Source organism: Paracoccus pantotrophus (assembly GCF_008824185.1).
Taxonomy (GTDB): Bacteria; Pseudomonadota; Alphaproteobacteria; order Rhodobacterales; family Rhodobacteraceae; genus Paracoccus; species Paracoccus pantotrophus.
In genome coordinates this window covers 788,366-813,679 of record NZ_CP044423.1, presented here as the reverse complement: position 1 = coordinate 813,679, position 25,314 = coordinate 788,366, and the positions used below count along the sequence as shown (strand labels likewise).

The following is a 25,314-nucleotide window of genomic DNA, read 5'->3' as shown; positions in this document are numbered from 1 at the left end:
AAGCGGCTCAGGGTTTTTCCGGCCCCGGCCCTTGAGAATTGCCGGTTTTTGCCTATAAATGTCATGAACTGCGGGCCAGAGCAGCGCGCCCGCGCAAAGGACGATCCATGACAGCGCCAAGCCCCTCTCTGCGCCATGCCGCGCCAGATTCGACCATGAATTCGCTGGGCTTTGCCAAGCCGCCGGCGCAGACGCGCGTGGTCGTGGCCATGTCGGGGGGGGTCGACAGCTCGGTGGTGGCCGCCATGCTGGCCGCGCAGGGCTACGACGTGATCGGCGTGACCCTGCAGCTTTACGACCACGGCGCGGCGCTGGCGAAAAAGGGCGCCTGCTGCGCCGGGCAGGACATCCACGACGCCCGCCGCGTGGCCGAGCGCATCGGTTTCCCGCATTACGTGCTGGATTACGAGAACAGGTTTCGCGAATCGGTGATCGAGGAATTCGCCGACGCCTATCTGGCCGGCGCCACCCCGGTGCCCTGCATCCGCTGCAACGAGCGGGTGAAGTTCCGCGACCTGCTGGAGACCGCGCGCGAGCTTGACGCCGATTGCATGGCGACGGGACATTACATCCGCCGCTTCGACGGCGCGAAGGGCGCCGAGCTGCACATGGCGGCCGATCCGAACCGCGACCAGAGCTATTTCCTGTTCTCGACCACGCAGGAGCAGCTGGATTTCCTGCGCTTCCCGCTGGGGGGGCTGGCCAGCAAGGCCGAAACGCGGGCGCTGGCGGCGCAATACGGGCTTGCGGTTGCCGACAAGCCCGACAGCCAGGACATCTGCTTCGTGCCGAATGGCGATTACGCCAGCGTGATCGAGAAGCTGCGTCCCGGCGCCGCCGATCCCGGCGAAATCGTGGATATGGACGGCCAGGTGCTGGGCACGCATCGCGGCGTGATCCACTATACCATCGGCCAGCGCCGCGGCCTGGGCATCGGCGGCCTGGGCGATCCGCTTTACGTGGTGCGGCTGGAGCCCGAAACGCGGCGCGTCGTCGTCGGCCCCAAACAGGCGCTGGCGACCCGGATCGTGCCCGTGACCGAGGTGAACTGGCTGGGCGACGAACCGCTTGCCGGCGAAATCCCGATCACCGCCCGCATCCGCTCGACCCGGCCGCCGCGCCCGGCCATCCTGCGCGCGACCGGCGATGGGCGTGCCGAGGTGGAACTGCTGGCCCCGGAGGAAGGCGTCAGCCCCGGCCAGGCCTGCGTCTTCTATGCCACCGAGGGCAGCCGCGTGCTGGGCGGCGGCTGGATTGCACACCGCCGCGGCGGCTGAGTTCAGGCCGCCGCAGCCAGCAGGCGGATGCGCTCGACCATGGCGCGCAACCCATTGGATCGCTGCGCCGAAAGATGCTCCTCCAGCCCCAGCCGGCCAAGTTCGGCGCTGGCATTGATCGCCGCCACCTCTTGCACCGGCACGCCGGAATAAAGCGCATGCAGGATGGCGATCAGCCCGCGCACGATCAGCGCATCGCTGTCGCCCTGGAAGTCGAAGCGCCCGTCCTCGATCCGGGGCATGATCCAGACCTGGCTGGCGCAGCCCTCGACCTTGGTGGCGGGCACCTGCAACGAGGGGTCCATCGGCGCCATCGCCTTGCCCAGTTCGATGACATGGCGATAACGCTCTTCCCAATCCTCCAGGAAATCGAAGGTCTCGGCGATTTCTTCAAAGGCGGGCGTGGCCATCGGGGCATCCTCTTGCATCGGGCGGCACTGGCATAGCGCGATGGGCCCGCAAGGTCAAAGAGGCTTTCGCGCCCGCCCGACTTGGCCTATCACTGCGGCAAAGACTTGGGACAAACGGGGGCAGCCTTCATGCGATCGGGAACCTTGGGCATTCTTGCCTGTGCGATGCTGGTGCTGGGCGGTTGCGGCCGCATGGGGGACAGCAGCCTCAACCCGTTCCGCTGGTTCGGCGGCGGCGCGGCGCCCCAGCAGTCGCTGGAACCCGAGGGCGGCTATCCGACCACGGTGCAGGACGGGCGCCTGCCGCTGGCCCAGGTCACCAGCGCGAAATGGGAACCGCTCTACGAAGGGCGGATGCTGGTCGTGACTGGGCTTGCCGCCAGCAAGGGCTGGTGGAAGGTGGCGCTGATCACCGAGGTGCCCATGCCGAGGGGACGCATCCGCCCCGATCAGGACGGCGTGCTGCGCCTGCGGCTGGTCGGCCAGCCGCCCCTGCCCGACAGCTTCGCCGCCGCCAATCCGCCGCAGCCCGCCAGCGACACGGTGACGGTGGCGCTGACGCTTCCCAACGCCGCCCTGGCGGACCTGCGCGAGGTGGTGATCACCGGCGCCGGCAACGCGATCACGCTGCGCCGCTGACGCCGGGCACAAGCCCGGTTCGGCCGCGCGCAGGGCTGCAGGCAAACCGCGGCCGGCGCGGTGGCACCTTGGGTATTTGGGAAACGGTGAAGATCATGGCGTCGCCCCTGTCTTCTTCGTTCCTCAAATACCCATGGCGACCTTGCCGCATCGCCCCATCCGCCATCCGATCACCGCGCCGACGTGCCGGGAATGCACAGTCTTGGGCTGAACGCAGGCAGGGTGGCCGCCGCGGCAGGAAAAGCCCGCATGAGACCATGCGGGCCGCTCTCGAAATGCCGGTGGCCGCGGGCCGGTCAGGCCATCTTGCGCAGATAGGTCCAGGTCGGCACGCGGGCATCGCGCGCCACGGACCAGCTCTCCGCATCGCCGAGATATTCGAAGCCGCAATTGGTCAGCACCCGCGCCGAGCCGGGATTGTCCTGGAACGCCTCGGCAAACAGGGTGCGCGAGCCGTGCGGATTGGCCTCGACCAGGGCCGAGACCGCCTCGGTCGCGAAACCGGTGTTCCAGAACCCTGCGCCGATCCAGAAGCCCAGTTCGGACTGCTCCTTGTCGATCCGGGTCAGCGAGACCACGCCCAGAACCTCGGCCAGCTTGTTGGCCGAGCCGTCGATGGCCCAGACATCCTCGTCCCGGTCGGCCGCCATGGCGCGGCGGACATAGGCCTCGGACGCGCCGGGCGGCAAGGGGTGCGGGATCGAACGGGTTCCCTCGGCCACGCGTCGGTCGGCGGTGTAATGCGCGATGAGCCCGGCATCCGATGCCCGAAGCGGGCGCAGGACGAAGCGCTCGGTCACGATCTCGATCTGCCGTGCGTCCGAGGAAATCAATTCGTTCATGTCACTCTTCTCCCCCAATTACTCGCAATCATATGGGTACGGCCCCGGAAAACGCGAAGGGGACCGGCCTTGCCGATCCCCCAATTTGACGTCCGGGCGTTGAAATCGGCTTACTCGGCGGCCTCGAGATTGGCGGGAAGCACGGAAATATAGGTGCGGCCCTTCAGACCCTTCTTGAAGGTTACATGGCCGTCGGCCAGCGCGAACAGGGTATGGTCGCGGCCCATGCCGACGTTCTGGCCCGGCCACCAGGTGGTGCCGCGCTGACGCACGATGATGTTGCCGGCAACGGCCTGCTGGCCGCCGAAGAGTTTCACGCCGAGACGACGACCGGCCGAATCGCGGCCGTTGCGGGACGAACCGCCTGCTTTCTTATGTGCCATGGCTCAGTCTCCTTCTGCCTCAGTTGGCGTCTTCGGCCGAGGCTTCGGCTTCCGACTTCTTGGCTTTCGCCGGCTTGGCGGCCGGTGCGAGTTTGGTGCGCGCGCCGACGGCGGCTTTCACATCGGTCTTGTCGCCGCCCTTTTCAAGCAGCTCGGTGATGCGAACCAGCGTCAGCTGCTGGCGGTGGCCGCGGGTGCGCTGCGACGAATGCTTGCGGCGGCGCTTGACATAGGTGATGACCTTGTCGGCCTTGATGGTGTCGATCACCTCAGCCTGCACGGCGGCGCCGGCAACCAGCGGCGCGCCGACGGTGGCACCGATCATCAGCACCTCGTTGAACTGGACCTGGTCGCCGGCCTCGGCGTTCAGTTTTTCGACGCGCAGCACGTCACCGGCCTGAACCCGGTATTGCTTGCCGCCCGTCTTGAGAACTGCGAACATTCCGTCTTTCCTTGCTCTGCCGCGTCCTTCGGCCCCTGGCTTGCAGGTGTTGCCGGGGCCAGGCCCCGCCTTCGGACAGCGCACCCATTGTCTCGGGTGAGGTTCAAAATAGGATGCCGGCAACGGACATGCGCCCGGCCGGTCGCGGGTATATCGCGGATTCGGCCGGGCAAGTCAACCGAAATGGCGGCTCAGCGCCACAGATCGCGCGCCGCCTCGACCGTGATTCGCCGGCCTTCGCGAAGCTCGGTCAGGCTGCCCGACAAAAGCGGCGCCGGGCGCGGATCCGTGCCCAGATAGGCGCCGCGGGCGCGGTTGTGGGGATGGCGCGGCGCCTCGGCAATGGACAGCACCGGAGCGGCGCAGGCATCCGTCCCCTCCAGCTCGGCCGCCCAGTCGTCGCGGCTGCGTGTGGCGATCCGCGCCGCCAGGATCGCGCGCAGCGCGGTCCAGTTCGCCGGATCGGCACGGTCGGGCAGATCGGATTCGGAAAGCCCCAGCCGCCGGACCAGTTCGGCCCAGAACTGCGGCTCGATGGCGGCGACGGCCAGGAAACCGCCGCAGGCGCAGGGATAGCAGCTGTAATAGGGCGCGCCGCCGTCCAGCAGGTTCGCCTGGCGCTCATCGCGCCACAGCCCGTTCGCGCGCAGCCCCGAGATCATCGCCATCAGATGCGCCACCCCGTCGGTGATGGCGGCATCGACCACTTGGCCCCGGCCGGTCTCGCGCGCCCGCAGGATCGCCGCCAGCATGCCGGCGACCAGATACATCGAGCCGGCGGCGAAATCGCCGACCAGGTTCAGCGGCGGCACCGGATGATTCGCGGGGCCGATGGCGGAAAGCGCGCCGGTGATCGCCAGATAGGTCAGGTCGTGGCCGGCCGAATGTGCCAGCGGGCCGGTCTGGCCCCAGCCGGTCATGCGGCCATAGACCAGCCGCGGGTTTTCCGGGAAATCCCCGGGGCCCAGGCCCAGCCGCTCCATCACGCCGGGGCGCATGCCCTCGATCACCGCATCGCCGCGCAGGATCAGGTCGCGCGCGATGTCGCGGCCCTCGGGCGATTTCAGGTCAAGCTCCAGCCAGTCGCGGCCGCGGTCCAGCACGTCGCGCTTCATCGGGAAGATCTGCGGCGCGCCGGGCCGGGCGATGCGGACCACCTGCGCGCCGTGGTCGGCCAGCCACATCGCGGCGAAGGGCGTCGGGCCGATGCCGGCGATCTCGACGATGCGCAGGCCGCAGAGCGCGCCGCTCATGGCTGGCCTTTGGGGAAATGGTGGGCGGTGAGGGACTCGAACCCCCGACATTCTCGGTGTAAACGAGACGCAACCGACCCGATCAAGTTGAAATTGTTCCGCTTCATGTTCCCAGCCTATCAGCAGAAAAGATCGATTTCGACCGGAACAAACCGGGGGTTTGGGAACACAGCTTGGGACCGCTCAGTCGCTCGGCCGAGACCGCTGCCACGGGTCCAGCGGTTTGGGATACCGTGTCACATGCGGATGGTGGGCCGCGCAGCCCTTGCACACCGCTCGACCGCAGAACGCCCAGTAATCGATGCCATCGGGCAAGTCCTGGGGATAGAACGTCTGATCGCGCTTGCACCGCCAGCATGTGACGACGACGTGTGTGATGCCGGGCTCGAATAGCAGTTCTGTCATGGCGATTCCTTTCCGCCGCCATGAGAACAGAAAGTGAACGATGGAGTCCACATGCCCGGTGATCACGCTGCGGCAGGGATCCGTCCCGCCTCGTTCGAGCCGAGGCGAGACGGTGAACTGTTGTGCCGTATCCGTTAGCTTGCAGGCTTCAACAACCTAAGTCGCAAAAATGAGCAACGGTTATTTCTTGGAGGGTTGCTTGGCCTCATTCACGGCGGTCACCGCAAGCGCAGTCAGTTTTGCGTTCGCAGCTTTTTCCTCGTCCAGGATGGATGTAAGCAACGTGTGCGCCTCGTCATGACCCAGAACCTTGGCCCATTCGCGCAACGTGCCGTAACGCGCGATCTCGTAGTGTTCGACCGCTTGGGCTGCTCCGATCAGCGCCACATCCAAAGCATGGCCCGAAGCCTCTTCAATCAGGCCATCGGTCTCCTTCAGCAGGCCGTCCATGGCGTCGCATTTTTCGCCTTTGGCTTCCTGCCCGATTGACTTGAAGACCGCCTCCAGGGTCTTGATATGCCCTTTGGTTTCTTTCAGATGAGCATCGACCGCCGCCTTCAGTTCGGCGTTGTTTACGGATTTCGAGACCTTGGGCAGGGACTTTGACAGGGCATTCTCAGCCCAGTAGATGTCCTGCAAGGTGTGCTCGAACGCGTCCTGCAACGTCTTCATGAAACAGTTCCTCCACTGATTTCACCGCTTCCACGCGGCACAGCGGGCAAACGTCCGGATGCACTGCTGGTTCCCGGGCCGACGCAAGGTCAAGCCGGCCCACACCTCTTCCAGTTCAGGCTCTATGCTCTACCCGATACTGCTTCGGCCCCGGTTCATCCGCTTCAACCGTCACCCAATTCGTCATAGCTCTTATTCCAATCTAAATTGGCCTTGTCGTTCGCGGCCTGCGCCTCTTCTTCATTCATTTCGTCAATGGCTTGCTTGAACTTTGCGTCAATCCGGTGTGGGGTATCGCTATCCAAACCATCAACCGCAGTTTGGAGCATCTCTTGCTCGGTCAGCATTTTCGGGTCATGGACCATATGAAGTCCTCCATGGCACCGCGCAGTGTCTCCGCGCGGATATCCTATATATGGGGATCATCTTGCGGATATACACCCACTCTTGTGGAAGAAGAGAGGATCACAACGGCTCGTCGGTGAGCGACCCTCAGGTCCGGCATCCGACGCAGTAAGCTGGACGGCGGCCGTTTGGCCTTCTAACGTGGGGACTTCAGGGAGCGGAGAATCGCCATGACCTTCATCATTCTTCACCTGAATGAACCGGGTCGGCAAGCAAGCAAGGTTGCCCTCGCCGTCGCGCATATTAGCTCGGTGCGGGAGGTTGCGGATGACGCCGGCACCGAAGTCAGGCTGTCAGATGGCAGCATCGTGAATGTGATCGAAACCTACAAAGCCATCATCAACGAGCTCGCGAGCCTGGGGGTTCGGTTCACCTCAAGCGGAAAACTAGGCCATCCGTAACGGCTCCGGCGCCGGCATGGAAAACTGACCGCCCCATCGCCTGAGCCGGGATCGGCGCGGCCGCGCAACGGCGGCGCCGACCGCGAGGCCGGCAACCAGAGACGCGGCCAGCGCGACCTCATAGGGCGAGCGCACTACTTCACCCCCCATCTCGCGAAGATCGCACCCGACAGGCCGGCGGCGGCGACAGCGGCGGCGATCACCGCCTCGACGTTGATGGTCAGCATGTGCGTGGCGGCGTCATAGCTGACGCCCCAGCCGCCCAGCAGGCCGGCCAGCATGGTGAGCAGCGGCGACAGGACATAGATCGCCATGCGGACGAAAACGGAACTCATGGATCAGTTCTCCTTGAGAAGGGCGGGCCAGGTCTTGGGCCCGATGATGCCGTCCTGCTTGAGGCCGGCGGATTTCTGGAAGGCGATGGTGGCGGCGCGGGTATTGGCGCCGAAGATGCCGTCCACGCCCTTGGTGTCGAAGCCAAGCGCGGTCAGGCGCTGCTGGGCGTGGCGCACCGCGTCCCCGCGGCTACCAAGGCCGATCTTCGGGCAGGCCGGCGCCAGCGTATCGGGGATGGCCTGCCAGCGCTTGAAGGCCGCCGCAAGCTTGGTGTGATAGTCATGGGTCGCATAGCCGGCGCCGTTGTAGCCGCGGGCGAAAGCGGTCCAATCGTGGCGGCGCAGCTCGTCATCCAACCCCTCGGAGATGATGAAGCTGATCATCGCCTCGAGGCCGGCTGCCTCGCTGTCGCAGAAGGCAGCGACCATATCGCCCGGCGTGGCGTAGTCGGCGGCGCGGTGGTTGAAGCCCATGATCTGGCCCAGGCCCCAGCTGGCCGACCGCAGCGCGGCATTGGCGTCGATCTTGATGGCCAGCGCCAGGCGCGGATAACTGTCATTGGGATAGGGTGCGCTGCCCCACCGCTGATAGGCGAGACCCGAGGCCTCGGCCGCGGTGCGCTTCTGGCCGGGCCCGAGTTCGCGCCAGAACACATGCGGCTCGAAAAGCATCTTCGGCCGGCCCTGGCTGTCGAAGCCTCCGCCGGAGGTCTCGACCTCGATCACGGCGCGGATCTCATCCTCGCCCGCGCCGATAATGCGGCCGACGCGGGCCACATCGATATCGGTGAGCCGCTGCGCGCGGCCCTTGAACCCTGCTGGATACATGGCTTCTCCATGGAAAAGCCCCGCGCGAGGCGGGGCGGTTTTGATCGCTCGGGAGTGAGCTGTCGGGTTTCTTTCGGGGCTTTACTAAGCGCTGCACGATTGTTGTCGCGCTCCCGATGTAATTCGGAGCGAGCCGCACCAGTTTTAAGTGTATCCTCCGGTATGGTCCGGCGGTGTTATGGAGGACCCAGTATATGGGTGCCGACCGAGAACGCACGAAACCGACCCGAGAACATCCGCCCCAGCAGCAGAGTGATGAGCTGGCGAAACGCCCCATCGGCGATGAAGAAGTCCGCGACCCGCGCGGCGAACCTGACAAACCCGAACAATCGTAACGCGGCCGTTGCGACGATTCGCGTTAATTCAAGGGATGCAGAGCTTCCGGTAAATTCTCGCAACAAGGTCAGGCGACGTCATGCCTGTTCCGGTATGCGGCATTAAAAAGCCGGAAGGTGGACGGCGGATCTCGGTCCGCCGTCTCATCCATCAAACAGTGAGGTTCCGATGTTCAGCCCTATTGCGCTTACCGACGCTTTTAGCGGTATCACCGAAATATTCTCTCGGCCGCCGTGGAATCTGGAAGGCATCAAGCACCACAAGAACGGCGACCTGGTCAAACTGATCCACGACGATGGCACCATACGGCTCATACCCGTCAAGCCTTCGACCTTTGGTATAGACGAGCGGTTTCGCGGCTGGTAGCGGGGCGAAGGCGGTTGCTATAGGATCGCCTCGATTCGCACTTTTGAAACGCGCGAATCTCGGCTCCCGGCAGGTCCTGGCCGATGTGCTGGGAGCCGATCACTTTCCAAGCAACGCGCAGCCCTCGATGTGGTATGATGCTGAAGCCCGTCCGAGCATTCTCTCGGCGGACCGGGGACTCTGCCTCTTGTGTGCAACATCGGCAGAGGCCTTGGTGTTAGCGGGTTTATCTGATGGGTTGATACCAGCTCGCCTCTAGCGTCGTGGGTGTCGGCCTCCGTCTCACGCTTCTTCACCCGACGGGGGCCGATCCAGAGCATTTCGCGGGCTCTTTTTCGCCGATGCTTTTTTTTGTGATGCAGCCTTCGCGGAGGCTGGCGCTATATCTCTCCGAGACTGCCTTGGAGCTTGAACGATGAAGCTGACAACGAAACTGATCACCGCCTTGGTGATCGCCACGATGGGAGCCGCCCCGGTCGCGGCCGATCCGGGCCGCGGGAATGGCAAAGGTGCCTCTGGACGCCACCATCATGAACGGGGGGCCCGAGAGGTCCACCGCGTGCAAACCCGCTACGTGGCAGATTGTCCACCGGGTCTCGCCAAAAAGAACCCACCCTGCGTTCCACCGGGGCAGGTAGGCAAGCGCTTTGGTACGCGCGTGGGCGACACGCTCCGCATCGGAGACTATGTGCTCATCCGCGACTTTGACCGCTACGATTTGAAGCGGCGTAACGGCTGGAGCTACTACAGGGATGACGACCGCATCTATCGGATCGACAGCGGCACCCGGAAGATCCTCGCCGTCTTGAACCTGATCGACGCCTTCGCGAACTGAGAGAGGCCGGGCTTCAGGCAGTCTGGCGCCCGCCCGCGCCCCGCCGCAAAACACACGTCATGAAAGCGACGCATGACGAAACCACCTTCACCTTGACCGGCGAGATCTGGTCGGCAACCTATCCTCTGGACGAGCTGCCGAAATGGCTGCGCTGGTATCGCAGCCGCAAGGCGCGGCTTCCCAAGGCCGGGAACAGCTACGACGCGACGATTGCCGCGCTGGAGGGGCTGGCGGCAGAGCTGGGCATTACTGCGCCCTTCGATTGACCCACCAGCGCTCGATCCGATGATCAGCCTGGAAGCGGCTCCGGTTCGGGCAACGGATCTCCGACCAGCGACGATCTGTATTCGACCGCCCCGCCCATGCCGGCGCACTCATGGGCAAGAAGCGTGTCCCAAGCCATCTGGTCGACGGTCTCGTCGCCTGCACGCACGAACGGGCAACGCTCCTGGGTCAGGAAGCTGTAGACCAGATAGGACATTCCGCGCGGATAGGGGCTGTCCGGCCGCGCCAGGTGCAGCCCGTCCGAATAGATCGCGTCGCCGTATTCGGCACGCATCGCCGCCACAAACGGGAAGGCGGGGATGATCCACACCTGCTGCCCAGTGTGCAGCTCCAGCCATTGCCGCAGGCCCTGTGAAAAGCCCGTGGCGTTGCCATAGAGGTCATCGCGACCTTGCGGCGGCCAGATGTCCTGGAGGATCAACTCGGCACCACGGGCGGAAGCGTCCAGCGCGTCCCAGTATGCTTGCTGGAGGGTGTTCCTGCCTTCTGTGCTGTCGAAGGCCGGAAAGCCGGGGCCGGTCGGATCGGTGAACTCGGAAACGATCACCGCGTCATAGGCCGAGTTGCGCAGGTGGCCGTTCAGCGCCCGGACATCCTGCAGCGAGCCATAGCTGACGTAGTCGGACAGCGCCGTGCCGGGCCAGTCGGTATCCAGCACACCGCCAAAGGGCCATGCTTCCTCCCCCGCAGGCGCACCATAGGCGGTCTGCACAAAGCTGTGCCCGGCGAACAGGATGGTGGCGCTGGGGCTGGTGGCGCGTCGAGGATGTCGTGGGCCACCCGCCGACGCGGCAACGCCTTGCGAGAACCCTATGCCGATGCCCAATCCGATCCGCATCAAACCCAACCCGTGATGTCGGCGGCCGTTGTCCCGGTGGCCAGAATGCGATCCGCGCCAAGCGCATAGGTTCCAGGCGGCAGCGTGGCGGTCACATAGCTCTCGCCATCAGTGCCGCGCCAAGCCAATGTGCCGGCCGTACCGAGGGTCACGGCGCGGATGGCCTCGGGGAGATCCGCGTCATCGCTGGGGGTCACGACATAGGAGCCGAGCGCTGGCGCATTGGCCCCGAGCAAGAAGGTGCTGAACCTGTTTGCCATTTTTTACCTCATGAGGATGTGCCGATCTACGGCAGAAAGGGAAACGGGACAAAAGTCCTGGAGCTTGGAAGGCCACGATTGCCGGCCTGGCGAGACGGGCGGCCGAGCTGGGGTGTTGCGATTTCGGAATAGCGGGATAGGGTCTGCGCGCTTCGTTTTGGGATGAAACGAAGCAAGCCCCGGCTGCAATGCAGCTGGCAGCCGGGGCTTTCTCACAACATCCGCAGCACCAACCAGGCGACAATCAGGGCCACGGCGAAAGCCCATGCCCGCGCTTCCTCGCGCAGCCAGGTCTTGAACCAATCAGGCATCCGGGCGCCCTCCAAGCTTGCGGGCATGCGCCTCGATCACGCCCAACACCAGCTTGGCCAGCGACATGCCGGCCAGTCCCGAGGCAAACCCGGCGGCGCCGGCGGCATCACCGCGGATTTCTCCGATCCACCGCTCCAGCAGCGCGAGCATAACGGGGCTGAAATAGAGCGACATCAGACTGCCTGCCGCGGCCATCACGGCACCGTCGCGCAGCCGGCACTTTCCCACGGTCATCCACCAGCGGACCAGGCCGCCAGCGGCGCCGGCAAGCGCCGCCCTGCCCGCCTCGCCCGTGATCCAGGCTCCGACCATGGCGGCATAGAATAGCGCCTGCTGAAGCAGGCCGGGTTCAGGCGGGGTATCCATCGTCTCTCCGCTTGCCAAAGAAGAAGCCCCGCCTGGGCGGGGCTGTTGAGATGCCGGGGGAATGCCTTCGGTTTTCAGGTAATGCCGAACAGCGATTCCAGCCGCTGACAATCTTCGGTCAATTCATCCGCCCCCATCGCCCGATCGAAGAACCGGGCTTCACGAAGCAGGAAATCGCCCGCGCCTCCGGTGGAAAGGCCGCGACCGAGAATATCGCAGCCGAAGATGGGATGCCTGATTTCAGTGACCTCTGGGTAAGCGGCGGCGCGGGTATGCAGCGCATCCCCGGTCTTGTAGGTATAGCTGGGGCCGGTCGAGCTGATCGACGCGCCGATGACTTTCCAGTCGTTCGGGTTGCTGGTCGGGACATAAACGCCGGTCGCCCCCGACGCAAAAACCGCGACACGTGGGTTCGTTACCCCGTCAGCATCGGCAACGGGTCGAATTGCGGGCGATCCGCCTGGCGTATCACCCGGTTCCAAAATCCTAAGGTTGGATGAGGTCGGGCCATAGGCGCGGATGCGGACGGTGAGGATGATCGTGCATTCGCCCGTGTTGATGTTGACGCGGCCTTCCGTTGTCAGCGAACGGTCCCCGCTGAAATCCAGGACGCCCAGGTTATCCGGCCCGCCGTTCCAAACGAATTCGGGGCGCAGGCTGTCGTTGATCACCTGGTCGAAGTTCCTGGCTGCGTAGGGCGCCCTGCCTCGGGCCATGACCGCCGGGCGAACCCCAGGCGAAGCGCCAGTCAACCGGCCAGGATCGAGGATGATCAGCGCATCCTTGTCGTAGATGTTGGGCCGCGTCAGCGGGATCGGGCCAGTGATCGCCTTCTGGCCGAAAAATGCGACGGTATCGGGCATCGGCTTAGCTCTCCGTGCGATAAAGGTTGTTGTTGATCAGATGGCGGCGGAATTCCTGCGCCGCGAGATAGCGCCCGAGTGCGTTGAAGTGGCCCGCGTCGCGCGAAAGCGACGGGCAGCGATTGCCGGCCGCCTGTTGCGCCAGATCTTCCGTGGTCGGGCCGGTGAAACCGGGAGCGAGGCCGTTCAGAATATCAGACGGGATTGCCGCGGCATCGGTCCACACCTGCGCCCCGAGGAAATAGGCGTTCATATCCCAGACCAGCGGCCCCCATTTCGCGATCATGGCGGCATTGCCACTGGCGAACTTTGCTCGGTTCGGGTTTTCGGGGGCCCAATCCATGTCGCACATGTCCGTCCAGATCGAAAAGCGAATATCCCGCGCATCGAGATAGTTCACGATGGCTTCGCGCCGTCCGAGGATTTCTTCCCAAGTCGATCCACCTGGAGCATCGTTCCAACCGGTATGGATGACAAAGAAGCGGTCCCGCAGGGTGGGTCCGAGCGTGGGAAAGAACGAAACTTCCCAGCCTATGGAAATTTCCGATCCGGCGTTTGCACGGGTGAAGACCAGAGAACTGTCATCCGCCGACCAGGACAGAGTTCCAGGGATCTGACCGCCGGTATTCGCGTCATCGGTCCAGCGGTTCAGCCTCCCATCGAACGCTTTCAGCTGATTATTGCCTGTCATGTTGACGGCAGTAACCAACACGGGGCCCGACGCGGGAATGACGCCCCCGTTTATGGTCAGGCGCGCCGGGATGGCGCCGAGGCGCGCAGCCGTGTGCATCGAACGCTCGCCGCTTTTGCAGTCGTTCGTCACGTCAACGACCTCAACCCCACCGTAAGCCGGGATCAGACCGTCGAACGCACCAGCGATTTCCGTCCGCATTTCCCAGGGCGTGGACGATCCGATGACGGCGATTTTGGTCAGATCGGACCGGGCCCGTGCGAAGGTCACTTGGGCGGATCGGTCGTAGAACGGCGAGTCGAGTTCTTGAGCGGCCGAGCCCGGATCGGAAATGCGATCGCTGAGATTGTCCCAGATTTCGTCATAGACCCAAGCCGGCCAGCCGCCATCGCTCTCTTGTGCCCAGCCCGGCATCACATAGTTGCCGTCGCGGTCGTGCTGGCTGAAGATCAACCCCGATCCTTGGACTTCGCGGATCACGCCGCTCGGCGGCAGATCAGGCATGCGGCTGCTGGTATCGGCCCAGATCTCGTCATAGATCCAGGCGGGCCAGCCACCGTCGCTTTCCTGCGCCCAGCCCGGCATGATGAAGTTGCCGTTCGCGTCATGCTGGCTGAAAATATACTCGCCGCCGACTTCACGGATCACGCCGCTCGGCGGAAGCTCGGGGAGCATGGGTTCGACCCTGGTCCAGATCTCGTCGTAGATCCATGACGGCCAACCGCCATCGCTCTCCTGCGCCCAGCCCGGCATCACGTAGTTGCCGTTGCGATCCACCGAGGCCAGAATATATCCGCTCACGTCGGCCACAGGGCGGATCATGGAGGAACGGGCGGAAACCTCATTGTCCAGCAACTCGCGGCGCGGCAATCTCAACGCCACGCCCCAACTAGGTTGCGTCTCGAACAGAGGATCGTCGGCGGCGTTACTGAAACTGCGCACCGCAAGATACTCGCCCTCGATCGTCGTGATGAGACTGAGCGAACCGGGCAGGTTGGCCTGGCCGAAGTTCACGGCGGCAGTGCGCGAAGTGAAGGCTTTTCCGTTGTTGGAAAGGGCAATTGCCAGGCCGCTGATATCGGGAATGCGCACGGACTCTGACAGGCGAACTTCCTTCCTGTCGGTCGAATTCCAGTAGATATAGCCGAGCAATCGTTGGCCGCCCGGCAGATCGCCAGCGGCCAACGTGCTCCCATTGCGCGCCTTGATGACGAACTCATCGCCGCCGATGGTGATGATCGGATCGGGTCCGGTGTTTGGGTAAGGGCAGCGGAACCGCAGCATTTGCCCCGCCGTGAGCGAGATATGAGACTGCGCGGCCGGGACGGTCGCCACCACCAGCTGCGCCGTGCTCGCCTCGGTATCGGTCTGCAGGGCAAGGACGTCGCCAAGGTTGCTGGCGGCCACGATCCCATCGACAGACGCCCATAGGTTGCGAACGTCTGCCTTATCGACGGGCTGGCCGTTCACATAGGTCGTGTTCGCATCGCTCGCGTATGACATGCATGCCTCACATGGAAAAGCGGCCCCAGAGGACCGCTGCTGTTTGCTGGATTTGCGCTTGATCAGGCGGGATAGTTGCCGACTTCGACCGGGTCGGACGCGACCTGGGATTCGTTTTCGGAGCGCAGCCAGAACCGCGCACCGGAAGGCGGAATGGAGGCCGTCATCGTCACCTGCGAAGACTGGTCGAAGGACCATTTGACCAGCGTTGCGGAGCCGAAGGGCGCCCCGGACGCGGCGCGATAAAGCCCGGTGCGGTGGTAGTTCGCGCCGAGGTCTACCCTGAAGGTGACGATCAGGTTGTCTCCCGCGCTGCCGCTGGCGGATATGACGACAGGCTCATCCGGCGGGTTACCGTTGGTCACGACGTCAACCCCGGTCACGACAACCGGGACGGACAGCATCTGCAGCTCGCGGCCACTGGACCCGTTGCTGTAGCGGCCGAAGAAGACCCGGAAATCGTATTCGGACAGGTCGCCCAGTGGCATCGTCCTGAACGAAAACCCGTTTCCGGACGTGCCCTCGCTGATCATGTCGGTCCAGGACACCAGGCTCCCCGTCCGACGATATTGCGCGATCAGCCGATCACCGCGTTGCGCCGCAAGCGTTCCCTCGATCCGGATATAAACCGGCCCGTCGTCGGTAATCAGGGTCACGCCGGAAATCGCCACATCTCGCGTCGCGACGCCCCGGTCTATATCGGTGAGGATGGCCGGCGGTTCCCCCTCCTCGCTCGCCGTCCAATCGAATGACGCTGGCTCGGCCTCGATCAGATCGACCGTGATATTGCTCCCGTCGAAGGCCAGGCCGTCGATCCAGAACGGCACCGATGCCAGGCCCAGCCGCGGCAGGTTGACGGCCACCACGCGCTCTCCGATCAGCCGCAGGCCAAAAGCCCTCAACTTGATGGACATGCGACGATCCGGGTTCATCCGTGCCAGCATTTGCTTGCAGACATGAGCGGCCTGACCGTGATGTTGCACCGCCAGCAGATCCACGCTTTTTGGCTGTCCCTCGCCCCAACGCGCGATCGCATCGGCATCGTCGACGGGATCGGCCGTGGTTTCCCGCCACCGCACCTGCGGCGCGACATAGGTCGGCACCAGGGTCGTCACCCGGTTGATGCGCTCGGTCCCGGCTCCATATTCCATTTCGACGATATGGCGCTCCTCGATGGTGATGCTCGGCGCCCGCCAGACGCCCGCTTCGACGGCGAGCTTGCCTTCCGGCGTGATCCAAGCCCGGCCGCCCATGGCATCCAGGAGCTTCTGCGCCGTATCCTTGATCGGATCGGACAGCGCGTAGCTGATGCCGGACTGGTAGCGGCTGCGCGTGCCGCCATCCGTCGGGACCAAGGCACTGCAATCGGTTCGGGCGATGGCGAGCAGACTCACATCGATGTCGGCTGGAGCCAAAGCGCCATAGACCGGGTTGGTCAGGATATCGGACAGGTGCACTGCTGGATTGCGGCCATTGACGGTCGAGCCATCCAGAACCCAATAGGCACCTGCCCCATCGATCAGCGCCGAGACCTCTGGCTCGCCGCCGGAATAAACCTCGGCGATATCCTCGCCGCCCACCGCATCGAAGGTGGCCAGGATCGTGCCGACGCCGCGCAGGCGATGCGCCTCGGTCCATTGCGAGGGGAAGGCTGCGCGAAGGTCGGCATAGTCGCCGCCGTCCCATTGATCGCCCTGGATGCCTTTCCGCCAGCGGAGACGGATATTGCCCTTGTTCCACGGTGCCGTGGTGACATAGCCGTTGGCATCGACCTCGACGGGCTCGCCGTCCAGATACCATTGCTGGACATTGCTCATCCCGCCTTGGGCTACCGCGAGCAGCTTGAACAGGCGGCGTTCACCGCCGACATAGGCCCAGTCCCAGAACATGACCGCGCCGCTGGACCGGACGCGGCCGAGATGCCGGATGCGCTGCGCATTGCTGGACCGCAACTCGGTTTGCAACTCTTGCGGTCGAGGCCCTTTCGGAGCCATGATCTTGGCGACGGCCATGTTGATCGCGACGCCAACCGCGAACTTCAGCAGGGCCGCACCCACGGCGCCGGCCGCGCTGGCTCCCGTCCAGACGGCAGCGAGCCATCCTCCTACTGCTGGCATTCAATCACCCCAGATTGCGATTGCCCTGGCGCGCACCATGGCGATGCCGCGGGGCGTCCTGATCAGCCAGTGGCTGCCGGACCAGATGGCCGAGACCTGACGGCCCCGAAACTCGATCACGCCGATATCGCCCTCGGCTGGGGCATCCTTGCGCGGCAGCGGGATTTCCGGGCTGACCAGCGCGACCAAATCACCACCCACCAGCGCGTCGGAATCCTCCTCGCTGCGGCACCTGCCGCGATACCGGGCCGCGAAATCCATGCCCCAGCGCACCAGCCCCCAATCCGCGACCCAGAAGGTGCAGTTCTCGGCGGCCCAGTCCCAGGGCCGCGCGGCGGTGGCCTCGACAAAGGCCGCTAGCCGATCAGCCATCCCTTGATCTTCTTGCCGACCAGCGAGGCCGCATACTGACATCCGAGGTCGCCCGGATGACGGCGCTGCTGGTCGCGGTCGGTATATTCGCCGAGCGGCGTGTAGTTCCGGGCCGCGGCGATGGTTTCGGCGCGGACGCGGATCTCGGCCAGCCCGGCATTCTCGCGCGGCTTCACATCGACGATCCGACCGGCATGCATCACGATGGCGTCGCTCGGGAAGCCACGCACCGCCCAAAGCTGCCGGACCAGCTTGTCCGACCAGGACGCCGGGTTGTTCAGCGCCTCATAGGCCAGATCCTCGCCCTCCTTGTTGCCGACGTTCCAGACCGTGTAATAGGCCGGGTTGGCATCGAAGGGGTTGGCAGACAGGCTGAGCGGGTCGGCGCCGATCCAGCCCATCGAGGGCTGCCAGATCTGGCCGGCAAAGGTCAGCGGCACCTCGGTTTCGTTAAGGTAATACTGCACCGACCCGAAATTGAGATGGAACAGTCGGACCAGCGGCACCACCTCGGGGTCGCTTTCGAGGAAAGCGGCAAGCTCTGGGCTCATCTGTCGAACGCCTCGATGAAGGAAATGGTGATGCTCTGGCCCCATTTGAGCATCTCACGGGTGCGCTGGCCCTGCATGTCGTCGACAAAGCGGCCGAAGAAGCGCGGCGGATTGGTGGTCAGGGCGGTTCCCGCAGCAATGGGGCGCCGGGCGGACGGCTCGAACTTTACCCATCCGGCAGAATTGCGTCGCACAACCCGGTAGAGGAAGCCATTGACCGAGAACATGTCGCCGATGCGCAGGGAGGGCCGCACCGGGTTGGTCAGGTCCACATAAAGCTCATTGTCCCCGGCCGCGACCGCGGCCGAGGTCAGCAGCGGTTGCATGCCCGCCGCCGGGTCGGTGAAACCTGTGCCGTCGCTGAACCATGTTCCATCGCTGAACGGGGTCTGCACGGGGCTCACGCGCGGGCCATATTTGTAGGGATCGCAGATGCAGAGGTTCGCCACGTTGTAGCGGCCGCGCATTTCCGAGACCAAGGCCTCCAGCTCCTTGACCCTGGTTCCGTCGAAATCCCGCGGGATGGTGATATCCACCCGCCAGGCGCCCATGCCCGGCGCGAGAACCTGCGCAACGCCGGCCAGATTGGCACCGGCGTCGCGCGAGGTCCACTGGATGAAATAGCTGACATCCATCGGCCGGGTCAGGCTGCACGGCCAGGCGATCACTTCGGGCATCAGGCGTACCGCTCGTTATAGCTGGGCAGGTGCTTTTGCAGCATGGGCAGGAAATTCCTCTCGTATTCCTGCCGAGCGGCAGCCATTGTCATCCCCAGCTCGGCCTGGGTGACGCCGGGCGCGATGCTGATGTTCGGCGCGAAGGTGGCATTGACGGCCGTGCCCCGCGGCGCCGCAGCGCCGATGGGGATCTGCGGGAGCCGCATCATGGGCATTGCGGCCACCCCGCCGTCAGCAAGCCCGGGAAGACGCGAGCCGCGGCGCATGGCTTCGACAACGCCAACGCCCCCGGCACGACGCACATCGTCCTGCGACCAGACCACCTCGCCCTTGTGTACGATGCCGGCCGGCTCGTGCTTGCCGCCGGGGCCGGTATAGCCGCCTGATGACCAGCCGCTGAAAATCGCGCCCACGATGCCGCCGAGCAGCCCCTTGCCGCCACCGGCCGAGGACCAGGCGCCCTCGTTGAACAGCGCGGCCTCGAGCGCGGCACGCGCGAACATCTTGCCGACATTGGCGAGCACGTCGGCGAAGCTCTCGCCGGCCAGGACCGAATCCAGCAGCCCCTGTTTCACCTGCTGCTGCGTATCCGCCATCATCTGCTGGGCTTCAGCCGCCTTGCCTTCAGCAATCGCACGCTCGTTGGTGGCGATGATGTCGGCCTTCTTCGCCTCGCCCAAGGCCTCGATGGCCTCCTTGTAGGTCATCGACCCATCGGCAAGCAGAGCATCGAGATCGACATTGCGGCGCTTGGCCTCCGCCAGGAGGGTCATGACAACCCGCTGGCGTTCCGTTTCGGCCGTCACGGCAGCGATGGCACGCGCCTGCGCCTCTTCGTCCATGCCGGACGCCTTGATCGCGGCGATCTGATCTGCCTGTTCGGACGCCAGCCGTGCCGTTTCCTTCTCGGTCAGGAGGTTCTGCGCCAGTTGCTCGCCATATCGCCTGGCCTGTTCGGCGAGACGCTCACGATCCTTGATTTCCTTGTCGAGGTCCTTCTGCACCTCCGGATCAACCCGAGAAATGGACTGCTGGCCCCAAGCCTGCTGGATGAGCGGCGCAGGCACATTTTCCAGGCCCGCCCAAACCTTGCGGATACCATCCACATCGCCAGGCTTGATCTGGCGCAGCAGCTCCATCGCCAGCCGGTCCTGCAACTCGGGCGTGAACAGCTCGTCGCCGGTCAGCTTGAGCCGTTTCATCAGGTCATCGAGGGTTGAGCCGACGATCTGATACCGGCCCAAGGCCGACGATCCGGCACCATTGCCATAGAGCGCCCGGTTTTCCGGCGTCTTCATCGACTCCTGCAGGGCGCGGATCTCTCGCAGCGTCATGTTGACCAGATTGCGCGCGCCGCCGGTCCAACGCCCGTCGTCGAGCGTGGCATTGTAATCGCCGCGGCTTTCCCGCTGCGCGATCAGGTCGAGGATGCCCTTGTTCGCAGCGGTCCCGGCCTGCCCCCATTCGCGGAGATTGAGCCCCGTCCACTGCTTGATGGCGTCATTGATCGTACCGCCGAGGCCGCCGGCCAGCTCCTGCATCCGCTTGACGCTGGCCTCGAAGGTGCCGTCCATCTCGGCAATGGACTGCCGGACCGCCTGAACTTCCTTGTCGATGGCCTTGATCACGCGGCCATAAGCCTCTGCCTGATCCTCCTTCCCTGCCTTCACCGCCTCGGTCTGGCTTTCCTCGGCAAGGCGCCGCTCATCGGCCAGCTTCTTCAGCTTCTGCGTATTCGCATCATAGGTTTCCAGAAGATCCTGCTGTGCCTCGCGTCGTTGGCGGTCCGCTGCCGCAAGCTGATCGGCAGCCGAGGTGATCAGCGTGTTCAGCGTCCCCATCTGCTCGGGGAACTTTTGCGCCGCCGCCTCGGCGCTCCCTGAAATCTGGATCAGCACGTCACGGAAATTCTCTGCATCCTTCTGCACAACCTCGATGCTGTTGCTGGTCTCGAGCCTGCGCATGGCCATTTGCAGCAGCCCGACCTGCTCGACGCTGGCACCGGTTGCCCGGGCGAGTTTCCGGGCCTGCGCCTCCTGAACGGCGGACCATTCAGCATCCGAGAGCCCGGGGGCACGAGACACAGCCTCGCCGGGGAACACCGTGCCAGCAAACGTCCTGGCCGATCCCAGCAGATCGGCGCGTGCCTGCACAGATGTCAGGGTTGCGGTAAGCTCGTTCACCCTGGCAATCTCATCTGCCAGATCGCCATATTGCAGGCGGAGTTGTTCCAACGGGGTTTCGGCCGCCTCGACCGCATCGAGATAGGCGCCAGTGGTCTTCTCCAGGCCGTCGAGCTTTTCGTCCAGCGTCTCGGTGTCCATCGCCACCTTCAGCAGGGCCGCGCCGAGAGGGATGGCGATGGCCGCGCCAGCACCCATCAGCGCGCCCAGGGTGCCGAAACCGCCAAGAAGCTGGGGAAGCTGTTGACCCAATGCCTGAGCCGCGCTGGTGCCAGCGCCTACCTGTGTGGCAAAATCCCCAACTTGCCAGCCGAGGTTCTGCCATCCGGTGCCCATCTGCTGGCCTTTGCGCGCGGTGTCCTGCATGGTCTCGCCGGCTTGGTGCATCTGCCGGGCGGCCTTGGCGACCTCGGACGTATAGCGCTGCTGGCTGATCGCACCGACATCGAGGGCGCGATCCAGGCGCTTGACCTCTTCCTCATAACGCTTGGCGGCGCGATAGACCGGATCGTACTGCCGGGCGAGACGATCGAGGTCACGGGCATGTGCCCGCGCGGCCTGGGTATCGGTCACCCGGCCCTGGGCGTCCTGGAACGCCTTCTGCGCCTCTTCGCCGCGTTTGCGGAACTCGGCGACGACCTTGTTGGATTCGGCGACAAGCTGGGCGTCCGAAAAGCCCGCCGATATGATCAGATCCGGTTCTTCAGCCATCAGAAGCCCACAATGCCCATTTCCTTGAGATCGGCGTCGGACAGTGCGTCTGCCGCACCGTCCCCGTTCGTTTTCCAGCCATGGGCCCGGCCATAGCCATCAAGGCAGGCGCGGAACTGCCAAGGGGTCATCTCGCCCACCTGACGAGGGCTGAACCCCAGCACCGCACCTAACCCGTAATAGGTGCTGAACTTCCACTTTCCGCGAGGGAGGGTTCCTGCGTCTGATCGCCCGCCGGCAAACCCTCCCCCACCGGATCATCCGGCGGGCCGTAAAGGGCGAGGGACAGGATCTCCATCGCGGGCCGCTTCAGCGCGATCCACGGCTGCTGCGCCACGACCCGGTCTACTAGCCGCTTGGCATCGACCTCGTCCATGCCGCCACCGATCAGCCCGTTGCGGATCACCTCCATCAGATGAGGCAGTTCCCATTGCCCAAGGCTGATGCGGTTCAGCAGAAACTCGGGACCGCAATCGGTGTGCTGCTGGATCACCTCGGCCTCGGCGATGCCGAGGCGGACAGCGTGTTCGCCGCCCGCCCATCGCATGACGACGCGCGCCATCAAGCAGCCCTCGGCAGGCGGGTCGGCGTGCCATCGAATTCCAGCGCGATCGATGCCGTGACCTTCTGGCCCTTGGTTCGCTGGTTGGTCAGCGTGGTCATGACCGCCGGGCCCCGTTCGTACTGCGTATCGCCAACCGCGGCATTCTGGTTGCCGAGCCGGATGAGCTTGCTCTGGCCGCCGTAGAACCAGTCCAGCATCATCTCGTGGGACTGCTGCGCCCAGACACCGTCGGCAGAAACCGACACCTGCAGCGAGCGAAGCGCCCGCTCCTGATCGAGGGGCAGAGATTCATCGTCGCAATCTGCCGGAACCTCGCTGGTGTCGAATGTCGCCGAGCGCGTGATTGTGACGCCCACCAGGCCGCAGATCTTGGTCCAGGTGGTGCCAGCCTCGTCGGTGGCGACCTCGAGCGTCATCTGCTCGAACTTCTCGGTAATCGGTTTTGCCATGCCTCAGCTCCATGAAAAATGCCGCCCCAGGGCGGCATGTCGGTTTGAAGGGCTCGAAATCGCGCCCGATTAATCGGCCTCGGCGGCCGGTTTTGCCCGGCCCTTGCGAACCGAAGGCGGAGACTCTGTCGCGCAGCCAGCCTTGACGGCCGCATCGATGAACTCGCGCGGGTAATATTGCGGATCGTCCTTGGGATAGGCGGACCAGCCTGCATTGCGCGTCATGCTGGTATAATGAAACTCGCGCGTGAATATCGCCTTAGCCACGGCGCAACTCCTCCCTGATTGCCGCCCGGACGCGGTCGCGGATCAGCTTGCGGAACTCGGCCCGCTTCGCCTTCCATGCCGGATAGAAGGTCGGGCGTGCAGGCACTCCATCCTTGGTTCCGAATTCGTGGAACCGGAAATAGAAGCCATCTCCAGCACCGGCATAGATCCTGATCCGCAAGGTGGCATACTGGTCACCCTTGTTCTTGCCGCTACGGATTTCGTCGATCATGAAGGTGCCGGGCGGCAACTCGCCCCAGGTCCAGCCGATCGACTGGACCATGTCGCCGGATCGCTGGGTGAAGGTTGAGCGGACCATGTTGCGGATATATTCGCAGACCTCTTCAGCCCCCTCCTCCATCGCTTGGCGCGCAGCCTCGACCGCGACATCAGGAATTCGCTTGAGTTTCGCCATGATCCGGGGGTTAAGCTGGGCCATTGCACACTCCGGAGGATCGCATGCGTATCTATCTCGCTATCATGCTCTTTTCTTTCGCAACACCGGCGCATTCCGGAATAGCGGATTGGTGCGTTGAGGAATACAAGGCAGGGAACAAAAAAGGCGGCGACCATTGGGCCGAAGCAATTTTAAAGGGCGGGCGCACATTCGATAGACGAGAGGCGAAGACCGCAGAAGAATGCATTAAAATACACACCGGCGAGGAACATACCTATATCCCTTCATCGAAGGAATTTATTAGCACATCAAATATGCAAAAGAATATTGAAGCAGAGGAGGCAATACAGAAAAGCATCAAGGCACTGGAACAACGCCAAGCAGAGAGAGAACTCGCGGTAATGAAGAAGCTTGCCGATTCCTGTGAGCGACTTTATGAGAGGGATGAAATTACCGCGATAACCAATCAATTGTGTTACCAATACTTCTTTTCAACGGGACTTCCGGCCAACTAACCTTCCACCATCGCCTCGACCTGCACCACGCCATGCACTGACGCGCCATCAGGATCGTCCATGACGCGCACCAGCGTCACGCGCATCGGATGCATGGTCAGCGCATCGGTGTCGGCCCAGCCATGCAGGGCGGCCTTCACCTGGCCAACAATCTTCCCGACCTCGGCCTTGCTGGTCATGCTATGATAGATGCCGATCTGGACGGTCCAGTCCTCGGCCTCGATGCATTCCGCATCCGCCGCCACGCCATAGAAGGTGTCGAAAGCGGCATAGGGCGTCTCGTCGCCCTCGGTGGCGCGGTCGAAAACGCGACCTCCCAAGGCTGGCACCTGGACGATCAGCCGGGCGCGGATCACCTGGATCAACGGCTCTATGTCGATCATCCTACCCGCTCCACGAGCATTTCCAGAACGGCACCGCCTTGGGCCTCGCGCGGGTCTTCCTTCAGGTCATAGACCCGACCGTCGATATCGACCCGCCATTCCGAAGTGATCTGGAAACCCTCTGCTGAAAATATGATGGTCACAATGGCGGGGCCTTTCGAGGCCAGCCGAGACTGCATGACGGCTTCACCACCACGTAGGGGGCGGACATGGGCCCAATCCGAAAACCGTTGTTCATATCGCTGGATGCGTTTTCCGTTGGCATCGGTTTCTTTGAAGGGCGCGAGGAAAACGACCAGTTTGGAGAGATCGCCGGATCTGATCATCAGGCGCCATCCTCGGAGGTGGGCAGAGGATGGAATACCCGATACCCGGACAGTATCGCCCTGACCGTCGCGGGCGGCACTGCATCCTCCGAGGCCCCGCCCTCCCCTCCGCGTTGCCAATAGGTTCTCTCGGCTAGCATCATGATCGCTACCATGATCGCCCTATCCGCAACCATTTGATATTGGCTATACCCCGGAGCCCCCGGAAGCGGCATGTCGGCCAATGAGGCATAAATGGGCCGCCCGATCCAGTTCCGCACCTGCAATTCAGCCGATTCTCCGATGGCGGCAATGGTCTCGTCTTCGTGATCTCGCCTGACGCGCAGGTAGTCCTTCAGATCGGGCAGCGGAACGATCATTTCGAGCCCTTGCCCTTCGGGGCGTCCTTGGCCTCGGTCGCCGCATCCTCGGCAGCAGCGGCGGAAGCCACCGTCGTCTGATCCAGATCGGCATTCGCCTTCTCCCGCGCATCGAGTTCGGCCTGACGCTGTTTCAAAGAGGCTTCCAGATCGTGCAGGCGCTTGGCATCCGCCTCGAGCTGCGTGGCACGTTCCTCGAGCAGCTTCTCCCGCGCATCGAGCTCGAGACCGGCCGTGGCGCTTTCGATTGGCTGGGGCGCCTCGGGCAAGGGCGCGAAACCCGGCGTGACGCCGACCGTCTCGACCTTCAGGTATTCCTCCTGCGCCTTGGTGGCGGCCGCGATATCCTCGGCGCGGGCCGGGACGAAACGCTTGGTGGCCAGCAGCTTTTTCGCCGCATCGTCGTCAACCTCGACGATGCCGCCGGCCTTGACCCGGCCATAGGCGCCGATCGAGCCGCGGAGTGCTTTCAACTTCGGCATGTCCGTATTCCTT

At 64.0% G+C, this 25,314-nt stretch carries 36 protein-coding genes; 7 read left to right on the top strand and 29 right to left on the bottom strand.

The window, feature by feature from the left end; translation table 11 throughout:
- The first annotated feature begins 107 nt into the window (after positions 1 to 107).
- Complete coding sequence (gene mnmA / locus ESD82_RS03925) at positions 108 to 1,277, top strand: tRNA 2-thiouridine(34) synthase MnmA (protein WP_024844470.1); 1,170 nt, start codon at positions 108 to 110, stop codon at positions 1,275 to 1,277.
- A gap of 2 nt (positions 1,278 to 1,279) precedes the next feature.
- Here mnmA and ESD82_RS03920 read toward each other — a convergent pair whose 3' ends face one another.
- The gene (locus ESD82_RS03920) at positions 1,280 to 1,687 is read right to left on the bottom strand and encodes a SufE family protein (RefSeq protein WP_024844469.1); all 408 of its coding nucleotides are present in this window, start codon (positions 1,685 to 1,687) and stop codon (positions 1,280 to 1,282) included.
- Positions 1,688 to 1,816: 129 nt separating this feature from the next.
- Here ESD82_RS03920 and ESD82_RS03915 point away from each other — a divergent pair, with 129 nt between their 5' ends.
- Positions 1,817 to 2,326: a hypothetical protein gene (locus ESD82_RS03915; protein WP_147428938.1), complete on the top strand. Its 510-nt coding sequence runs from the start codon at positions 1,817 to 1,819 to the stop codon at positions 2,324 to 2,326.
- A 296-nt stretch (positions 2,327 to 2,622) separates the two neighbouring features.
- Here ESD82_RS03915 and ESD82_RS03910 read toward each other — a convergent pair whose 3' ends face one another.
- From ESD82_RS03910 to ESD82_RS03880, 7 genes are all read right to left on the bottom strand, one after another.
- A complete protein-coding gene (locus tag ESD82_RS03910) occupies positions 2,623 to 3,168 on the bottom strand; it encodes a GNAT family N-acetyltransferase (protein ID WP_024844467.1) in 546 nt (181 codons plus the stop codon).
- 110 nt (positions 3,169 to 3,278) lie between these two features.
- Positions 3,279 to 3,551 carry a 50S ribosomal protein L27 gene (gene rpmA, locus ESD82_RS03905; RefSeq protein ID WP_024844466.1) on the bottom strand — a complete coding sequence of 91 codons (273 nt, stop codon included), beginning with the start codon at positions 3,549 to 3,551 and terminating at the stop codon, positions 3,279 to 3,281.
- 19 nt (positions 3,552 to 3,570) lie between these two features.
- Positions 3,571 to 3,993 (bottom strand): 50S ribosomal protein L21, encoded by a 423-nt coding sequence (gene rplU / locus ESD82_RS03900; protein ID WP_147428939.1) that lies wholly within the window; start codon positions 3,991 to 3,993, stop codon positions 3,571 to 3,573.
- A 191-nt stretch (positions 3,994 to 4,184) separates the two neighbouring features.
- Positions 4,185 to 5,246 carry a CaiB/BaiF CoA transferase family protein gene (locus ESD82_RS03895; protein WP_147428940.1) on the bottom strand — a complete coding sequence of 354 codons (1,062 nt, stop codon included), beginning with the start codon at positions 5,244 to 5,246 and terminating at the stop codon, positions 4,185 to 4,187.
- Positions 5,247 to 5,429: 183 nt separating this feature from the next.
- Complete coding sequence (locus ESD82_RS03890) at positions 5,430 to 5,651, bottom strand: hypothetical protein (protein WP_139294086.1); 222 nt, start codon at positions 5,649 to 5,651, stop codon at positions 5,430 to 5,432.
- Positions 5,652 to 5,831: 180 nt separating this feature from the next.
- Entirely contained in the window at positions 5,832 to 6,323 is a 492-nt protein-coding gene (locus ESD82_RS03885) for a YciE/YciF ferroxidase family protein (RefSeq protein ID WP_147428941.1), read from the bottom strand.
- Positions 6,324 to 6,487: 164 nt separating this feature from the next.
- Positions 6,488 to 6,688 carry a hypothetical protein gene (locus ESD82_RS03880; protein WP_072464390.1) on the bottom strand — a complete coding sequence of 67 codons (201 nt, stop codon included), beginning with the start codon at positions 6,686 to 6,688 and terminating at the stop codon, positions 6,488 to 6,490.
- Between the two features lie 210 nt (positions 6,689 to 6,898).
- On the opposite strand from ESD82_RS03880, the gene ESD82_RS03875 reads away from it, so the two are divergent.
- Entirely contained in the window at positions 6,899 to 7,129 is a 231-nt protein-coding gene (locus tag ESD82_RS03875; protein WP_072464391.1) for a hypothetical protein, read from the top strand.
- 134 nt (positions 7,130 to 7,263) lie between these two features.
- On the opposite strand, the gene ESD82_RS03870 is transcribed toward ESD82_RS03875, so the two are convergent.
- Both ESD82_RS03870 and ESD82_RS03865 read right to left on the bottom strand, forming a co-directional pair.
- A complete protein-coding gene (locus tag ESD82_RS03870; protein WP_072464392.1) occupies positions 7,264 to 7,464 on the bottom strand; it encodes a hypothetical protein in 201 nt (66 codons plus the stop codon).
- A gap of 3 nt (positions 7,465 to 7,467) precedes the next feature.
- On the bottom strand, positions 7,468 to 8,292 hold the full coding sequence (locus tag ESD82_RS03865; RefSeq protein WP_072464393.1) for an N-acetylmuramidase domain-containing protein: 825 nt from the start codon (positions 8,290 to 8,292) through the stop codon (positions 7,468 to 7,470).
- Positions 8,293 to 8,796: 504 nt separating this feature from the next.
- On the opposite strand from ESD82_RS03865, the gene ESD82_RS03860 reads away from it, so the two are divergent.
- From ESD82_RS03860 to ESD82_RS03850, 3 genes are all read left to right on the top strand, one after another.
- Entirely contained in the window at positions 8,797 to 8,994 is a 198-nt protein-coding gene (locus ESD82_RS03860) for a hypothetical protein (RefSeq protein WP_072464394.1), read from the top strand.
- A 415-nt stretch (positions 8,995 to 9,409) separates the two neighbouring features.
- Positions 9,410 to 9,829: a hypothetical protein gene (locus ESD82_RS03855; RefSeq protein WP_072464395.1), complete on the top strand. Its 420-nt coding sequence runs from the start codon at positions 9,410 to 9,412 to the stop codon at positions 9,827 to 9,829.
- Between the two features lie 59 nt (positions 9,830 to 9,888).
- Positions 9,889 to 10,095 carry a hypothetical protein gene (locus ESD82_RS03850; protein ID WP_072464396.1) on the top strand — a complete coding sequence of 69 codons (207 nt, stop codon included), beginning with the start codon at positions 9,889 to 9,891 and terminating at the stop codon, positions 10,093 to 10,095.
- A gap of 23 nt (positions 10,096 to 10,118) precedes the next feature.
- Here ESD82_RS03850 and ESD82_RS03845 read toward each other — a convergent pair whose 3' ends face one another.
- From ESD82_RS03845 to ESD82_RS03780, 15 genes are all read right to left on the bottom strand, one after another.
- Positions 10,119 to 10,952, bottom strand: coding sequence for a hypothetical protein (locus ESD82_RS03845; protein ID WP_147428942.1), 834 nt, complete (start codon positions 10,950 to 10,952; stop codon positions 10,119 to 10,121).
- Positions 10,952 to 11,212 (bottom strand): spike base protein, RCAP_Rcc01079 family, encoded by a 261-nt coding sequence (locus ESD82_RS03840; protein ID WP_147428943.1) that lies wholly within the window; start codon positions 11,210 to 11,212, stop codon positions 10,952 to 10,954. Before ESD82_RS03840 ends, ESD82_RS03845 begins: the two co-directional genes overlap by 1 nt.
- A gap of 303 nt (positions 11,213 to 11,515) precedes the next feature.
- Positions 11,516 to 11,890: a hypothetical protein gene (locus ESD82_RS03835; protein ID WP_072464399.1), complete on the bottom strand. Its 375-nt coding sequence runs from the start codon at positions 11,888 to 11,890 to the stop codon at positions 11,516 to 11,518.
- 74 nt (positions 11,891 to 11,964) lie between these two features.
- On the bottom strand, positions 11,965 to 12,753 hold the full coding sequence (locus tag ESD82_RS03830) for a hypothetical protein (protein WP_147428944.1): 789 nt from the start codon (positions 12,751 to 12,753) through the stop codon (positions 11,965 to 11,967).
- Positions 12,754 to 12,757: 4 nt separating this feature from the next.
- Positions 12,758 to 14,947 (bottom strand): hypothetical protein, encoded by a 2,190-nt coding sequence (locus ESD82_RS03825; protein ID WP_147428945.1) that lies wholly within the window; start codon positions 14,945 to 14,947, stop codon positions 12,758 to 12,760.
- A gap of 62 nt (positions 14,948 to 15,009) precedes the next feature.
- Positions 15,010 to 17,064 carry a phage tail protein gene (locus ESD82_RS03820; RefSeq protein WP_147428946.1) on the bottom strand — a complete coding sequence of 685 codons (2,055 nt, stop codon included), beginning with the start codon at positions 17,062 to 17,064 and terminating at the stop codon, positions 15,010 to 15,012.
- The gene (locus ESD82_RS03815) at positions 17,065 to 17,436 is read right to left on the bottom strand and encodes a DUF6950 family protein (protein ID WP_147428947.1); all 372 of its coding nucleotides are present in this window, start codon (positions 17,434 to 17,436) and stop codon (positions 17,065 to 17,067) included. It lies immediately after the preceding gene.
- Positions 17,421 to 17,987, bottom strand: a complete 567-nt coding sequence (locus ESD82_RS03810; RefSeq protein ID WP_147428948.1) for a hypothetical protein — start codon at positions 17,985 to 17,987, stop codon at positions 17,421 to 17,423. Before ESD82_RS03810 ends, ESD82_RS03815 begins: the two co-directional genes overlap by 16 nt.
- Positions 17,984 to 18,622, bottom strand: a complete 639-nt coding sequence (locus ESD82_RS03805) for a hypothetical protein (RefSeq protein ID WP_244314447.1) — start codon at positions 18,620 to 18,622, stop codon at positions 17,984 to 17,986. The genes ESD82_RS03810 and ESD82_RS03805 overlap by 4 nt, the downstream gene beginning before the upstream one ends.
- A gap of 41 nt (positions 18,623 to 18,663) precedes the next feature.
- Entirely contained in the window at positions 18,664 to 21,558 is a 2,895-nt protein-coding gene (locus tag ESD82_RS03800) for a hypothetical protein (RefSeq protein WP_147428950.1), read from the bottom strand.
- Positions 21,558 to 21,689, bottom strand: a complete 132-nt coding sequence (locus ESD82_RS22415) for a hypothetical protein (RefSeq protein ID WP_269147200.1) — start codon at positions 21,687 to 21,689, stop codon at positions 21,558 to 21,560. The genes ESD82_RS03800 and ESD82_RS22415 overlap by 1 nt, the downstream gene beginning before the upstream one ends.
- Before the next feature lie 38 nt (positions 21,690 to 21,727).
- Positions 21,728 to 22,120, bottom strand: coding sequence for a gene transfer agent family protein (locus tag ESD82_RS03795; RefSeq protein WP_051419738.1), 393 nt, complete (start codon positions 22,118 to 22,120; stop codon positions 21,728 to 21,730).
- Positions 22,120 to 22,572 carry a phage tail tube protein gene (locus ESD82_RS03790; RefSeq protein ID WP_028710584.1) on the bottom strand — a complete coding sequence of 151 codons (453 nt, stop codon included), beginning with the start codon at positions 22,570 to 22,572 and terminating at the stop codon, positions 22,120 to 22,122. Before ESD82_RS03790 ends, ESD82_RS03795 begins: the two co-directional genes overlap by 1 nt.
- 69 nt (positions 22,573 to 22,641) lie before the next feature.
- A complete protein-coding gene (locus ESD82_RS03785; RefSeq protein WP_028710583.1) occupies positions 22,642 to 22,839 on the bottom strand; it encodes a hypothetical protein in 198 nt (65 codons plus the stop codon).
- Entirely contained in the window at positions 22,832 to 23,278 is a 447-nt protein-coding gene (locus ESD82_RS03780) for an HK97 gp10 family phage protein (protein ID WP_081750560.1), read from the bottom strand. The genes ESD82_RS03785 and ESD82_RS03780 overlap by 8 nt, the downstream gene beginning before the upstream one ends.
- Before the next feature lie 20 nt (positions 23,279 to 23,298).
- Here ESD82_RS03780 and ESD82_RS03775 point away from each other — a divergent pair, with 20 nt between their 5' ends.
- Positions 23,299 to 23,751, top strand: a complete 453-nt coding sequence (locus ESD82_RS03775; RefSeq protein WP_147428951.1) for a hypothetical protein — start codon at positions 23,299 to 23,301, stop codon at positions 23,749 to 23,751.
- Here ESD82_RS03775 and ESD82_RS03770 read toward each other — a convergent pair.
- Genes ESD82_RS03770 through ESD82_RS03755 form a run of 4 tightly spaced genes read right to left on the bottom strand, consistent with a single transcriptional unit; the run spans position 23,748 to position 25,301 of the window.
- Positions 23,748 to 24,134: a DUF3168 domain-containing protein gene (locus ESD82_RS03770; protein ID WP_028710582.1), complete on the bottom strand. Its 387-nt coding sequence runs from the start codon at positions 24,132 to 24,134 to the stop codon at positions 23,748 to 23,750. The two genes, ESD82_RS03775 and ESD82_RS03770, sit on opposite strands and share 4 nt — an antisense overlap.
- Entirely contained in the window at positions 24,131 to 24,460 is a 330-nt protein-coding gene (locus ESD82_RS03765; protein WP_147428952.1) for a phage head closure protein, read from the bottom strand. Before ESD82_RS03765 ends, ESD82_RS03770 begins: the two co-directional genes overlap by 4 nt.
- Positions 24,460 to 24,819, bottom strand: coding sequence for a head-tail connector protein (locus tag ESD82_RS03760; protein WP_147428953.1), 360 nt, complete (start codon positions 24,817 to 24,819; stop codon positions 24,460 to 24,462). Before ESD82_RS03760 ends, ESD82_RS03765 begins: the two co-directional genes overlap by 1 nt.
- Complete coding sequence (locus ESD82_RS03755; RefSeq protein WP_028710579.1) at positions 24,816 to 25,301, bottom strand: hypothetical protein; 486 nt, start codon at positions 25,299 to 25,301, stop codon at positions 24,816 to 24,818. The genes ESD82_RS03760 and ESD82_RS03755 overlap by 4 nt, the downstream gene beginning before the upstream one ends.
- Positions 25,302 to 25,314: the final 13 nt, after the last annotated feature.